The sequence below is a fragment of the Mycobacterium sp. genome, from assembly GCF_052143115.1.
Lineage (GTDB): Bacteria > Actinomycetota > Actinomycetes > Mycobacteriales > Mycobacteriaceae > Mycobacterium.
Genome location: NZ_JBKQTQ010000075.1, coordinates 1 through 13,856, shown reverse-complemented (window position 1 = coordinate 13,856; position 13,856 = coordinate 1). Strand labels below are relative to the sequence as shown.

Annotated in this window: 14 protein-coding genes; 8 read left to right on the top strand and 6 right to left on the bottom strand. The window is 66.3% G+C overall.

Annotation, left to right across the window (positions count from 1 at the left end; genetic code table 11):
• Positions 1 to 17: 17 nt before the first annotated feature.
• From ACLQI9_RS08880 to ACLQI9_RS08860, 5 genes are all read right to left on the bottom strand, one after another.
• On the bottom strand, positions 18 to 680 hold the full coding sequence (locus ACLQI9_RS08880) for a hypothetical protein (RefSeq protein WP_442380736.1): 663 nt from the start codon (positions 678 to 680) through the stop codon (positions 18 to 20).
• A gap of 10 nt (positions 681 to 690) precedes the next feature.
• A complete protein-coding gene (locus tag ACLQI9_RS08875; RefSeq protein ID WP_442380744.1) occupies positions 691 to 1,641 on the bottom strand; it encodes a respiratory chain complex I subunit 1 family protein in 951 nt (316 codons plus the stop codon).
• Between the two features lie 5 nt (positions 1,642 to 1,646).
• On the bottom strand, positions 1,647 to 3,503 hold the full coding sequence (locus ACLQI9_RS08870; RefSeq protein ID WP_442380742.1) for a proton-conducting transporter transmembrane domain-containing protein: 1,857 nt from the start codon (positions 3,501 to 3,503) through the stop codon (positions 1,647 to 1,649).
• Between the two features lie 110 nt (positions 3,504 to 3,613).
• Positions 3,614 to 4,093 carry an NADH-quinone oxidoreductase subunit B family protein gene (locus ACLQI9_RS08865; RefSeq protein ID WP_442380734.1) on the bottom strand — a complete coding sequence of 160 codons (480 nt, stop codon included), beginning with the start codon at positions 4,091 to 4,093 and terminating at the stop codon, positions 3,614 to 3,616.
• A 4-nt stretch (positions 4,094 to 4,097) separates the two neighbouring features.
• Positions 4,098 to 4,445: a lsr2/espR transcriptional regulator gene (locus tag ACLQI9_RS08860; RefSeq protein WP_442391497.1), complete on the bottom strand. Its 348-nt coding sequence runs from the start codon at positions 4,443 to 4,445 to the stop codon at positions 4,098 to 4,100.
• Between the two features lie 379 nt (positions 4,446 to 4,824).
• On the opposite strand from ACLQI9_RS08860, the gene ACLQI9_RS08855 reads away from it, so the two are divergent.
• Entirely contained in the window at positions 4,825 to 5,988 is a 1,164-nt protein-coding gene (locus ACLQI9_RS08855) for a steroid 3-ketoacyl-CoA thiolase (RefSeq protein ID WP_442376284.1), read from the top strand.
• 260 nt (positions 5,989 to 6,248) lie between these two features.
• On the opposite strand, the gene ACLQI9_RS08850 is transcribed toward ACLQI9_RS08855, so the two are convergent.
• Positions 6,249 to 7,400, bottom strand: coding sequence for an acetyl-CoA C-acetyltransferase (locus tag ACLQI9_RS08850; protein WP_442376283.1), 1,152 nt, complete (start codon positions 7,398 to 7,400; stop codon positions 6,249 to 6,251).
• A 113-nt stretch (positions 7,401 to 7,513) separates the two neighbouring features.
• Between ACLQI9_RS08850 and ACLQI9_RS08845 the strand changes: the two genes are divergently transcribed.
• The 7 genes from ACLQI9_RS08845 (at position 7,514) to ACLQI9_RS08815 (ending at position 13,672) form a co-directional block, all read left to right on the top strand.
• A complete protein-coding gene (locus ACLQI9_RS08845) occupies positions 7,514 to 7,750 on the top strand; it encodes a hypothetical protein (RefSeq protein ID WP_442391495.1) in 237 nt (78 codons plus the stop codon).
• A 50-nt stretch (positions 7,751 to 7,800) separates the two neighbouring features.
• Complete coding sequence (locus ACLQI9_RS08840) at positions 7,801 to 8,103, top strand: hypothetical protein (RefSeq protein WP_442376280.1); 303 nt, start codon at positions 7,801 to 7,803, stop codon at positions 8,101 to 8,103.
• 392 nt (positions 8,104 to 8,495) lie between these two features.
• Entirely contained in the window at positions 8,496 to 9,122 is a 627-nt protein-coding gene (locus ACLQI9_RS08835) for a DUF6308 family protein (RefSeq protein WP_442391493.1), read from the top strand.
• Between the two features lie 496 nt (positions 9,123 to 9,618).
• Entirely contained in the window at positions 9,619 to 10,755 is a 1,137-nt protein-coding gene (locus ACLQI9_RS08830; RefSeq protein ID WP_442376275.1) for a hypothetical protein, read from the top strand.
• The gene (locus ACLQI9_RS08825; RefSeq protein ID WP_442376273.1) at positions 10,752 to 11,594 is read left to right on the top strand and encodes an SDR family NAD(P)-dependent oxidoreductase; all 843 of its coding nucleotides are present in this window, start codon (positions 10,752 to 10,754) and stop codon (positions 11,592 to 11,594) included. The genes ACLQI9_RS08830 and ACLQI9_RS08825 overlap by 4 nt, the downstream gene beginning before the upstream one ends.
• Positions 11,595 to 11,632: 38 nt before the next feature.
• A complete protein-coding gene (locus tag ACLQI9_RS08820) occupies positions 11,633 to 11,866 on the top strand; it encodes a hypothetical protein (RefSeq protein ID WP_442391491.1) in 234 nt (77 codons plus the stop codon).
• Between the two features lie 654 nt (positions 11,867 to 12,520).
• Positions 12,521 to 13,672 carry a 1,4-beta-xylanase gene (locus ACLQI9_RS08815; RefSeq protein WP_442376269.1) on the top strand — a complete coding sequence of 384 codons (1,152 nt, stop codon included), beginning with the start codon at positions 12,521 to 12,523 and terminating at the stop codon, positions 13,670 to 13,672.
• Positions 13,673 to 13,856: the final 184 nt, after the last annotated feature.

Sequence of the window (13,856 nt, the reverse complement as noted above, 5' to 3'; positions counted from 1 at the left end):
GAGCAGCAGTGCGGTCATCAGTCCCGCAGCTCGCGTAGCTGGTCGAGGTCCGCGCCGCCGAAGGCGCGCCGCAGCCGGCCGGTCAGTACGCCGATCACGATCACCGCGAACAGCACGTCCAGCGAGGCGCCCAGTTCGACGATCAGCGGCACACCGGCGGTGAGCAGGAACGCGGTCGCGGCGATCCCGTTGTCCAGCATCAGGAATCCGGCCGCCTGCGACACCGCGTGACGCCGCGTGGTCATCACGAACAGCGCGATGAGCAGCACCGCAAATGCCGCCGGGACGGCGGTGGTGGTGGCACTGGGTTGCAGGTTCACCAGCGGGCGCGTGATCGCGAACGCGACGACGGTCAAGACGGCGGTGATCAGCAGCGAGGTGGCGGTGTTCACCAAGGGTGTTGCCTCGCGTTGCGCGCGTTGCTCGGCACCCACCGCGCGGGCCAGCAGCCAGGGCAGCACCAGGGCGCGCAGCGCCAGCACCGCGACGCCCACGGCGATCAGCGCTTGGTCGTTGTCGTGAGTTCCGCGCACGATCGGAATCGTGGCCAGCGCAACACCTTGCCAGGCCAGCAGGCGCCCGATGGCGCGCAGGTCGCGGCGCCACACGATCAGCACCGCGGCCAGCATCAGCCCGCCCGCGGCGAAGTCGACCAGGATCGCGAAGGTAGCGTCGGTCATCGGTGTGCCCTCATGCCCGTACGGTGAAGAAGTTGGCGGCCGTGACCGCCAGCAGGGCCAGCAGAAACGACCCGGCCAGCAGTTCGGGTACCCGGAACAGGCGCAGTTTGGCGATGAACACTTCCGCGGTCGCGAGCAACACCGCCAGCACAGCGACCTTGACCGCGATCGCCACGAGGCCGATCACCACGTCGGTGGCGCGCGGGTGCCCGCCGGCGATTCCCCACGGCAGGAACAGATTCGCCAGCAGCGCCAGCAATACGGTGAGCCGCATCCCGGCGGCCCATTCGACCAGCGCCAGGCGCGGACCCGCGTACTCCAGCACCATCGCCTCATGCACCATCGTCAACTCCAGATGCGTGGCTGGGTTGTCGACCGGCAACCGTCCCGTCTCGGCGACGATCACGATCACCAGCGCCGCGAACGCGAGCACCCCGGCCAGCGACACCACCTGCCCGGGGTGCTCGATGGTGTTGGCCACCAGCGCGCCGAGATTGGCCGATCCGGCCGGAATGGACAGCGCGAACACGGCGAGCAGGATCGTCGGTTCGACCAGGGCCGCGATGGTGATCTCCCGGCTTGCCCCCATCCCGCCGAACGACGTGCCGGTGTCGATGCCGGCCAGCGTCAACGCGACGGTGCCCAAAAACAGCAGCCCGACGATGGCGAACAAGTCTGCACTCGAGTCCAGCGGTGAGCCGGTGGCAACCAACGGCGAGATCGCGGCGATGAGCAGCGTCGTCCCGGCGACGATCGCCGGGGCGGCCGCGAACACCACCGTCGTTCCCAGCGGCGTGATCTGTTGTTTGCCAAGCTGTTTGATTATGTCGCGCCACGGCTGCAGCACGCCGCCACCGGCGCGCCCCTCCAACCGTGCTCGCACCTGGCGCATCGCGCCGATCAGAACCGGCGCGCCGAGCATGACCGCACCGATCTGGGCGGCGCCGGCGAGGTAGGACATCATGTTCACCGCGCCACCACCAACACGACGAGCACACCGAGCGCGCCGTAGGCCAAATACAGGTGCACGCTGCCGGTGTGGGCGCGCCGCACCAGCCCGGCGGCCGCGGCCACCGCGCGAATCACCGGGGTGTAGAGCCGCTGTTCGATCGCGTCGACAATCGCGGTCCGGTAGATGACCCTCTCGGCCAGGTATCGCGACTCCGCGGTGTGGGTGATCTCGATGTCGGTGTCGGGACGCAGCACGTCGTCGAACACCCGCTGAAGCGGCTCGGCGAACGACGTGGCGGTGTACTGCATCCGCTCGGTGAGATCATCTGCCCCGCAGGCCCATAGCGGCGGGGTAACAGGTTCGGGGCGCCGCCGCGACCGCCCATGCGCCAGCCCAACGGCGGCCAAGACAGCCGCGGCCAGGGCGGCGGCGATCACCGCGGGCGCGATCGAGCCGTGCAAGCCGGGTAACCGCACCACGACGCCGAAGTCGGTGAACGCGACACCTCGCCCGGCGGGCAGCGCGCCGAGGGCCCGCCGCAACGCGGGCGCGAATATCATCGGCGCCACCGCCAGCACCACACAGGCCAGCGCCGTGATCGTCATCCCGGCAAGCATGCCGACGGGGGCCTCACGCGCGTGTGCGGCCGGCTCGCAGCGCGGGCGGGCCAGGAACCCGATCCCGAACGCCTTGACCATCGCCGCCACGCCCAGCCCGGTGGTCAGCGCCACCGCGCCGACCGCCAACGGTGTGGTCAGCGCCACGACCGTGTCGTGCCCGGCGGCGGTGTGGATCAGCGATTGGACCAGCAGCCACTCGCTAACAAAGCCGGCACCCAATGGAAGCCCGCACGCGCCCAGTGCAGCGACCCCGAACAGGATCGTGGTCGCCGGCATCCTTTTGGCCAGCCCGCCGAGCCGGTCCAGGTCGCGCAGCCCGGTGGCCGCCAACACCGAGCCGGCGGCCAGGAACCCCAAGCTCTTGAACGCCGCGTGCGCGATCAGGTGCAGCATGGCCGCGGCCATCGCGATGGTCGCCGGTGCGGCCATCCCGGCGCCGGCGAGCAGCGTCGCCGCGCCCAGCGCGAGGGTGATCAGGCCCATGTTCTCGGTGGTCGAATAGGCAAGCAGCCGTTTGAGATCGGTCGCGACCGAGGCCTGCAACACCCCGTAAAGCGCGGATAGGCCGCCGACGACCAGCAGGGTCAGCCCCCACCAGCGCGGGCCAGGTCCCAGCAGCTGCAGATCGAAGCGCACGATGCCGTAGATGCCGAGGTTGACCATCGCGGCGCTCATCAGCGCCGACACCGGGCTCGGCGCCTCGGGATGCGCACGCGGCAACCAGGCGTGCAGCGGCACCAGCCCGGCCTTCGACCCGAACCCGGCTACCGTCAACAGGAAGACAGCGGTCCGTGCGGCATCGGGTACCCGCGTCAGGTCGGCGAATCGGTCGGCGCCACCAGCCGCCGACAACACCATCAGCCCGATCAGCACGGCCACGAACCCGAGCTGGGTCATCACCGCGTAGAACCGGCCGGCCGAGCGGACCTCGGGGCGGGTGTGCTCGGCCAGCACCAGCACCAGCGACGCGATTGCCATCAACTCCCACGCCAGCAGGAACGTTGTCACCGACCCCGCCGCGGGCACCAACAGCATCGCCGCGACAAACAGCGGCAGCACCGCCAGCGGGACCCGGGCCAAATGGTGGCGGTACCCGCACAGGTAGACGCCGACGGGAATCGCGACGCCACCGGTGGCCGCCATAAAGAAACCGCCGAGTGGGTCGAGGCCCAGCCACACCCCCGACAGCGGAAGCAGCCAGCCGATGTGCAGCAACCGCAATGACCCGAACATCCCCAAGAGACCCAGCATGACCCCCAACCCGCCGACACAGGTCACCAGGATTCCCGATAAGCCGCGTCCGAGGCCGTCCCGGGGCAAGACGTTTGGCGCGGACGCCGGAGCCGGCGTCAGCGTCACCGTCATCTGCCAGTCACCGATCGCAGGGCCGCGACGATCTCGCTCGGGGTCGGCGGACAACCCGGGATCTCAACGTCGACGGGCACCACCTCACCCACCGCGCCGATGACCCCGTAGGCATCCCTGAACACCCCTCGGTTCAGGGCGCAGTCCCCGCACCCGATCACCACCCGCGGCCGCGGAGTCGCTTCCACGGTATTTCGCAGCGGCTCAGCCATATTGCGCGTCACGACACCGGTCACCAGCAGTGCATCGGCGTGCCGCGGGGAAGCCACCAGCCGCGCCCCGAACCGCTCCGCGTCATAAACCGGGCCGAACGCACCCGAGATCTCCACCTCGCACCCGTTACAGGAGCCGGCGTCGACGTGGCGGATCTGCAGCGAACCCTTCACTGCGGCAGGTGGTTCCACGACCGGAGCCGGCGCTGGGCCAGCGGGCTCGACGACCCGGCCGACCCGCACGATCTTGCCGATCCACCCCATACAGCTACCGCAGGTCCGCGGGGCCGCCGGCGCGCAAGTCCTCCAGCACCGCGACCCGATCGCTGAGCATCCCGGTTAACACCTTGCGTGCCACCGCGAGCAGTTCGGCGATATCCGGCGAGGCGATCGAATAGATCACCGTGTTGCCGTCCTTGCGCGCATCAACGACCCCAGCCCGCCGCAGCACCCCCAGCTGCTGGGACAGATTCGATGACTCCAGCCCCACCTCGGGCAACAGTTCACCAACCGACCGGTCCCGCATCGCCAGCAGCTCCAGAATCCTGATCCTTGCCGGATGCCCAAGCGTCTTAAAGAACTCGCCCTTGAGCTTGTACAGCGGTTCGGACACCACCGGTCTCCTGAAGACTTCCGATTTCCCATCTTCGATCGATTGAAGAACTTATCAGATAGCTGACCAGCCATGACCGGCCGTACTTCCCAGAGCGAACAAAACCGCCCGGCGAGTGCAGTAGCTTCGCCAGTGGCCGCCGAGGATCGAACGATCTCGTCAACAGCACCCACCAATCCATCGTGACCGGCAGCCGTTCGGCGTCGCGCTTCGGCGTCGGGCCGCGACCGGGGTTCTGCTGTAGCGCCCTCGACTGCCGGGGGTGTGGATTTCGTTCTACTTTTGAGTCCACTACATTCGGAATTGCCCTGTTCTATCGACTGCCGAAGCCGCAGCTGATAGCAAGAACATGTTCTAGCAACCAGGTGGTGAAGGAGTCGGCATGGGTGCACCAGTAATCGTCGAAGCGGTCCGCACACCCATCGGCAAGCGGGGCGGATGGCTCTCCGGCATGCACGCGGCCGAGATCCTCGGCGCCGCCCAGATCGGGCTGATCGACCGCGCAGCCATCGATGCGGCCCTCGTCGAGCAGGTCATCGGCGGCTGCGTCACCCAGGCCGGCGCCCAGTCCAACAACGTCACCCGCACCGCCTGGCTGGCCGCCGGGCTGCCGTGGCAGGTCGGCGCAACCACCATTGACTGCCAGTGCGGCTCCGCGCAGCAGGCCAACCACCTTATCGCCGGCCTGATCGCCACCGGCGCGATCGACATCGGCATCGCGTGCGGCATCGAGGCGATGAGCCAGGTCCCCCTCGGCGCCAACGTCGGCACCCAGGCGGGACCGCGTCACCCAGACTCGTGGGACATCGACATGCCAAACCAATTCGAGGCCGCCGAGCGCATCGCCAAGCGGCGCGGCCTGACTCGCAAAGACATCGAGGTGCTCGGCGTGCGCTCGCAAGCCCTAGCCAAGCAGGCGTGGGCGCAGGGCCGCTTCGACCGCGAGGTCGTCCCGGTGAGGGCCCCCGTCGTCGACGAGGAGGGCAACAAGACCGGCGAGACCCAGGTCGTTTCCCGCGATCAGGGCCTGCGCGACACCACCGCCGAGTCCCTGGCCAAACTCAAGCCGGTTCTCGAGGGTGGCATCCACACCGCCGGCACCGCCTCACAGATCTCCGACGGCGCCGCCGCGGTGTTGTTGATGGACGCCGACCGCGTCGCACCGCTGGGCCTCAAGCCGCGCGCCCGGATCGTCGCCCAGGTCCTCGTCGGCGCCGAACCCGAGTTCCATCTCGACGGCCCGGTGCAGGCCACCACCCGGGTGCTGCAGAAGGCTGGCATGAAGATCGGCGACCTGGACCTGTTCGAGGTCAACGAGGCCTTCGCGTCGGTGGCACTGTCGTGGGCACAGGTGCACCAGCCCGACATGGACAAGGTCAACGTCAACGGCGGCGCCATCGCCCTCGGCCATCCAGTAGGCAGCTCGGGCTCGCGACTGATCACCACCGCCCTGCACGAGCTCGAGCGCCGAGACGAGTCGACCGCCCTGATCACCATGTGCAATGGTGGCGCGCTGGCCACCGGCACCATCATCGAACGAATCTAGTGCCGCGGGGGTCAGCCACCGCACACATCCACCGATAGCCGACACCTCCGGCACATGGTGAGGTGACCGCGGCAACCATGGCCGCAAAAAGGGCGGCGCGATCTTCGCGACGGCCTGCATCGGAACGACCACAATTCCGCACCACAGGTCGGCACTCGCTGCGCCACACCGGCATTCGCAGCCGCGACGGCGCCGACCCCATTGCGACGCCGGGCCGAACGCAGATGCGGCCCACCTCAATCGAGCAGGCCGTCGCCCCGTCAGTTGAGGCGCTCGATGATGGTGACGTTGGCCGTGCCGCCGCCCTCGCAGATGGTCTGCAGACCATAGCGGCCGCCGGTGCGTTCGAGCTCGTTGAGCAGCGTGGCGAACAGCTTCGTGCCGGTCGCGCCAAGCGGGTGGCCCAGCGCAATGGCGCCGCCATTGCGGTTAACCTTCGCCGGGTCGGCTCCGGTCTCCTTGATCCAGGCCAGCACGACCGGCGCGAAGGCTTCGTTGATCTCCACCACGTCGATGTCGCCCATGGTCAGACCGGTCTTCTCCAGCGCGTACTCGGTGGCCGGGATCGGCGCGCTGAGCATCAAGATCGGGTCCGCGCCGCGGGCGCTGAGGTGGTGCACCCGGGCGCGGGGCCTGAGCCTGTGCGCCTTCACCGCGGCCTCGGACGCGACGAGGGTCGCGCTGGCGCCGTCGCAGATCTGGCTGGCCAGGGCTGCGGTGATACGACCGCCCTCGACGAGGCTGTTCAGCCCCGCCATCTTCTCCAGGCTGGTCTCACGCGGGCCCTCATCCACCATGAACTTGCCGACCGGGACGATCTCGTTGTCGAAAAGACCCTCGGCGATCGCTTTGCGGGCGCGCTCGTGACTCTGTAGGGCCCAGCGCTCCATCTCCTCGCGGCTGATGTCCCACTTGTCGGCGATAAGCTCCGCACCGCGGAACTGCGAGACCTCCTGGTCGCCGTAGCGGTGCTCCCAGCCGGCCGAGCCCTTGAACGGGGTCTCGAACCCGAACTGCTGGCCGACGATCATCGCCGAGGCGATCGGGATCATGCTCATGTTCTGGACGCCACCAGCCACGATCAGGTCGGCGGTGCCGCTCATGACGGCCTGCGCGGCGAAGTGCAGCGCCTGCTGACTCGACCCGCACTGGCGGTCAACGGTGACGCCGGGGACCTGCTCCGGGAAGCCGGCCGTGAGCCACGCCGTGCGGGCGATGTTGCCGGCTTGCGGGCCGATCGCGTCGACGCAGCCGAACACCACGTCGTCAATCTCGAGCGGGTTCACCTGGTTGCGCTCGAGCAGCTGCGTAATCACCCTGGCCCCGAGGTCGGCGGGGTGCACCGCGGACAGCGCGCCGCCCTTCTTGCCGACCGCGGTGCGGATCGCGTCCACGATGTATGCCTCAGGCATCGCACATAACTCCTCATCACGGGAACTCGCTCGGGCCAGAACATGCCAGCACCACCCAAGCCGCGACTGTCGGGTGCACGCCGACCACCCATAAGGTAGCGCCGAGCAAATGCTTGCTCGGCGCTACTCTATGTGACCTCTGCCCCGAGCCGTTCATCCAGGTGCCCTCGTTGTGGAACGCCACCTCGACCAAGGTCCGCCTCGCCGACCCCGACATCCAGGTGGTGGGCGTCGTGCGCGACCGGGCGAGCGGACAGCCGATCACGTGTGCGACACCGCCGCGGGCGAAGTTCGGATTGCTGCACTCCGTGGACGTGACCGGCGTCACGCCCCGGTCGGAATGTCGTTAGCATCAGGTCTCGTACTGTGATTCGTGACACCCTCAGCGCCAGGAGGTCGCGTGTCGGGCTTCACCGAACTCGCCGAGCTGCACTACCTCATCGGGGGTGTGCGGCAGTGCGTAGCATCGCTGAGGTCACGCTGCGGCGACATCCCCGCGATGCGCCGACTCATCAACGACGCCGACCGTCTCCTCAACGATGTCGACCGGCTCGATATCGATGCCGGAGAGCTCGACCGGGGCCCCGCCGAGGCCGATCAGCGGGCCAGCGAAAAGATCCCGATCCCGGACACGCAGTACGACTTGGATTTTTGGCGCGACGTCGACGACGAGGGTATCGGCGGACAGTCCGGGCTGCGGTAAGCATGGCACCGCGGCGAATGTGCGGTCGTTGCCGCATCAATGCGCACGCGATTCGCGCTAACAACCCAACACGCCAAGAGCTATCCCCTAGAAGAAGGTCGGATCCTCTGAGCGCGCCCGCGACCGAGCGCACCGGCGTCTTCGCACCTAGGCACGTTGGTGTTGGCGCATTTCCACCTCTTCCTGGTGGCCAACAACCACATCCACGACTACAGATTCATTGGCTGACAACCGTATTGACGAACTAGTTTCGAAACAGCAAGTGAGGGTTTATGATTGAGGGCTTCAAAGCGGACAACCCAGCCTTTAGCTATGACTGGTTCTTTGGGGCGTGTGGACTGGACAACTGGGGCGAGCCGCTACCGAACGGTAGCGACAGGCGAGAAGAGTGAATGGGGATAACGATGACAAAGGGATTTGCATTCGATCTGGGCGACTGGTTCGACGACCACCGAAAGAAGGTCCGCCGTTACTTGGATCGCTACTTTGATGGCGGCCCCCGCGACCAGTTCACCGGGCGCTGGTTCGAGAGGTTTGCTGCATCCGGCGATCCGAACCGGTTCGGCCCGTCCGACCTCGTTGCAGTTGAATCACTCTCGGTTAACGTGCCATCGGAGTCGGCGGCCCGGCTCATCCTCACTGAGGCTGATCACTTCAACGACCTACTTAGGCAGATACCTCCTGATCGCGATCTTTGGGAAGTTGACCGTTCATGCGTGGAATCAGGCAATGCGGCTGATCGACTACACGCCGAGCTGTGCACGCTAAAGAAGGTCGGGTGGGTGACCGCGGGAAAGCTGATCGCGGCCAAGCGGCCCCGTGTGATCCCGATCCTTGATAAGGAGGTTGCGCGCGTGTTGAAGCCACCCAAGGGACTGTTCTGGGTGACCATGCACGATCAATTGGCAGATTCTGCAAGGCGTCAGACAATCGCCGAAGTGTGCGACAACGCACCGCCGGGCGTGAGTCTGTTGCGGCGCATTGATGTCGCGTTATGGATGGACGCCACGCAGCGGTGACCGGCTGCACGGCGCGCCGAGTGAAAATCATGGGCGATAGTTGACGATAAGGCGTTGTATCGGGTAGGCGATGGCGAGAAGGTGTGCGTCTGCTAGCGCCAGCGGACATGGCGCCCATAGGCCTTCTGCTCCGGAGGCAGCCCCGACTCGTCCGCGGCGGTCCATCGCCGTCCGCGGGGGTACCAGCGGTTGGGCCGGTATCTTGCCGCTGACCTGCGACGACAGGCCATTCAGGTCCATGAAAGTCCACAACTGTCTGCGGGGGTTTGGGCGATGAGTTCCTGATGACTTGTGACATCCTCGTGACACTGACGGCCTAGCGTTGATGCATGGCTGCGGTCGGCGAGCTGGTGCGCTCCACGACCGGGCAATGGATCGCCCGGCCGCCGCTGCGCTGCGTGCGGAAGGCCACCTCACTCGAACCTGACATTGCGGCTATTGCATGACACATTCGCACTTGCTGGATGTCGGCCCACACAGAAGAAGGAGATCTCCGATGACCATTGCGAACACGTCCGCCCTGGAGGTGATCGGTGCCCGGGGTATCCCCGAGTTCGAGGGCGTCCACGATGTCTGGCCGCGGGGGAAGAGGCTGGCTGCGGTCCGCGAGGCGGCCACGGCATACAAGGCCCGGTTCAAGAGTGCGGGCCAGATTCGCGCGGTGCGGTCCATCGATATTGCGACGGCGCCGTACCCGACCGCGTTCGCCTTCCACGGGGCTGCCATCGCGCCGCACGTGCCGATGATCTCGTTTATGAACCTGATGACGGTCGTCGAGTACGATGACTTCGCTGGCGAGCGTAGGGTTTTGGTGTTCGAGCCGACCGTGCCGGCCGGGTCGGCGGAGGCGCCTTTCTATCGGTCCCTCATCGCACTGGGTCAGAAGACACCACTGGGGTTGGGGACCAAGCTGACCGAAGCGGTCTATCTCAAGTACTACAACGAGCCGCAGGACGCGCTGCGGGTGCTTGGGCTGAGCGCCGACGACATCGACTATGCAACGTTTGATCACCTCCACGTCCAGGACCCCCGGATGATCCTCGGCTCGAGCAACCCGATCCCGGGTGAGGCGGCGCCGCGGACGCCGATCTTCGGCAACGCCAAGTTGCTCGCGCACACCCGGGAATTGGCGACATTGGAATCGCTGCACCCGATGCAGTGGGCCTGGTATGTCGAGGACGGTATGGATGGTGTCGACCCGGACTCGATCATCGCCTTCGACGGCGACATCGAACTCGGCGTCGGTGTGACCCTCATGTGGACCCCCGGCCACACCGACGGCAACCATTCGCTCGTCGTCAACACCCCCGACGGGGTGTGGGTCTCCTCCGAGAACGGCATCTCGGCCGACAACTGGCAGCCCGAGCTGTCGAAGATACCGGGCGTGAAGCGGTATTCCAAGCAGTACGGCCGCGAGATTGTCCCGAACGCCAACACCCTCGAAGACTCTCTGGACCAATACGACTCGATGGTCAAAGAGAAGGTCATGGCTGACCCGTGCAAGGCCGACCCGCGTTGGCTGCAGATCCAGCCGTCGTCGGAACTGTTGGCGTTGAAGCGTTTCTGGCCGGTCGTTCCCGGGATCACCCACGGCGGGCTCAACTACGGCCAGCTCACCCGCGGCTCACGATGACGGTTCCCGGCGCCAGCGGGGCTGTTGTCACCGGGTCCGGGCGCGGTTTGGGCCGGGCGTTGGCCGGGATGCTCGCCGATCGTGGGTATGCCGTGCACGTTACCGACGTCGACTTAGCTGCGGCTAAGGCTGCCGCTGCCGAGATCGGGCATGACGGGTTCGCCTCGGCGCTCGACGTCCGGGATGCGCAGGCATGCCTCGACATCGCCCACGCCACGAGCGAGAGGGTTGGGTCGCTAGGCCTCTGGGTCAACAACGCGGGTGTGCTGGTCACCGGGCCGGCCTGGGAGCAGGACGAGAACACCCGCCGGCTGATGATGGAGGTCAATGGTTTGGGCGCGATGAATGGCACCCTCGCCGCTCTCGATGTCATGCGCGGCCAGTCCAGCGGGCACGTCGTCACGATCGTGTCGCTCGCCGGGCTGGTCGCCGTGCCTGGGGAGGCGGTGTACGCCGCGTCGAAGCACGCCGCCATCGGGTTCGCCCTGAGCACGCTGGCCGACCTTCGGCTGGCCGGCATCACGCACATCGACATCAGTTGCGTTTGCCCGGACGGCATCTGGACGCCGATGCTCTACGACAAGCTGGACGACCCGCAGGCGGCATTGTCCTTTTCCGGGAAGTTGTTGGAGCCCGAAGATGTCGTCAAGGCCGTCGCGAAGGTCCTCGACAAACCGAAGCCCGTGACGACAGTGCCCGCATGGCGCGGCGGCCAGGTACGTGTGATCGACGCCCTCCCCCGAGTCATGGTCGCGACGACCGGACTCGTCAACACGCACGCCCGTCGCGCGCAGCGAAAGTTCAGGCGGCGCTATGCCAAGGAGGGCCGCATCGACTGATCACTGCTCGCTCACGCACCCGAATGTGATTGCGGGCGTTGCGAAGCCGCCGCTACGGCCAGAATCGGTCATATCTGGCAGGTGGCGTCGGCCAGGGAGCGTTCGACGGCCGCGACACGGCGCCGGGCGGTGCGCTGATGGCCTGCGACGAGAAGATGCGGCCGACGCTGGTCCTGCCGGCCGGCCAGTGGTGCTCGGTCTACATGGTCGAGGCGCTTCTGGCGCACGATCCGGCCGCTATCGTGGCGCTCGATCGGCCGCCGGCCGGGTAGGCGCCGGCGCACGCGGAAACGCCGCCAGGTTCCTCGACTCTGAGGCCTGGCGGCGTTTCTGTATGTCCGCGAGCTGGCAGGCCGGATCTGGCCTAACCGATCACACCAGGCCGGCCGCGATCGCGGCTGTGCGTTGATCTGATCGGCCCAATTTTTCAGACCTCGCAGGCATGGCGGCTGTTCGCCGGCCGTGGCGGCCGCCAGCTCGATCCGCACCGACTCGATACCGCCGGCGGTATCGTTTTCGACCCCCTCGCGGAACACCACACGACCGTCGCTAATCCACCACCACGACGTCGTGATGATCTCTGGCCTGGGTCGATTCGGCAATACCAGCCCAAGGTGTCATCCCTGCTTTGATCGGTGCTTTGCGGTTCCGGTGGACCCGCGCGGTGCCCTGATCGCAAGCCTCGATACGCTCGCTGACGTGGTCAGCCGCGCTGTCTCCGAATACCTTGAAAGCAACGGAATTCGGGTTACATCTGCGCTCAACGCGGTGGCCGGGTCAGGTAACTAACAGGCCCGATCAAAGAACGGAATGAGAGGAGTTTTTGACGTGACGCTCTCGAATCTGACGATCAACACGACCGCAGCAGGAGCCGCCGGTATCGCGGCGGCAGCCGCGGCCGCGAACTGCTCGTCATCGGTCCCGTTGTGCGCCGTCGAACGGTCCTGAAGCTACCGCTGCTGCTGGCAGCGGACACTGCGTTGGCCCACGCACCGCGCGCCTCGGCGGAACAGCCAAGCCGGTGGTCACCCGACCGTGCCAACCGCTGGTATCAAGCGCAAGGTTGGCTCGTCGGCGCGAACTACATCACCTCAAACGCCATCAATCAGCTCGAGATGTTTCAGGCCGACACCTACGACCCCCGGCGCATCGATACCGAGCTCGGCTGGGCCCGGCTGCACGGGCTCAACACTGTGCGGGTCTTTCTCCATGATCAGCTCTGGGCCCAGGATCACCGCGGCTTCCGAGGACGTCTGGCGCAGTTTGTCGCCATCGCGGCGCGCCATCGCATCAAACCACTGTTTGTCTTGTTTGACTCCTGTTGGGATCCGTTCCCCAAACCGGGTCCGCAGCGCGCGCCAAGGCCTGGGGTGCACAACTCCGGTTGGGTGCAAAGCCCGGGCGCTGAACATCTCGATGACCGCCGGTACATGCCCGTTCTCTATGACTATGTCACGGGAGTGTTGAGTCAATTCCGCAATGATGATCGCGTTTTGGGTTGGGATCTGTGGAATGAACCCGACAATCCCGCGCGCGTGTATCGCGAGATCGAGAGGAACGACAAGCAGGAGCGGGTCGCGGACCTGCTTCCCCGGGTGTTCCGGTGGGCGCGGTCAGTTGATCCTGCTCAACCATTGACCAGTGCCGTGTGGGATGGGGACCGGGCAGATCCCGGGCGCCACAGCGTAATCAGTGGCATTCAACTGGACAACGCCGACGTGATCACATTCCACTGCTATGACGAACCAGCCGCCTTTGAGTCCCGGATCACTGAGCTTTCCCCACTAGGGCGCCCGATCCTGTGCACCGAGTACCTGGCCCGGACTCTGGGCAACACTGTTGAGGGGATCCTGCCAATCGCCAAGCGGTACAACATTGGTGCACTCAATTGGGGTTTGGTCGCCGGCAAGACCCAGACCTACTTCCCCTGGGACTCATGGGATCATCCGTACACAACGGCCCCGAAAGTCTGGTTTCACGACCTGCTACAACCCGATGGACGGCCCTATCAGGGCACCGAAATGGACGCCATTGAGGGGCTGACCGGCCCCTCAGGCCCTCGGGTGCAAAGTTGCTAGGTCTACAACGAAACTCCTAGGCCATGCCTGAGGAGCAGTATCAGGATTTAGGCGTGCTGTCGCCTGCCAGGGTGATGGGACCGCTGGTTTGCCATGAGTATGGGACCGGGTCGTTCCGGTTGTTGGCCGTGTGCTGATGTTCGCTGATGGTGTGGTTCCCGGTCAATCCGACGGAGTCGGAGGG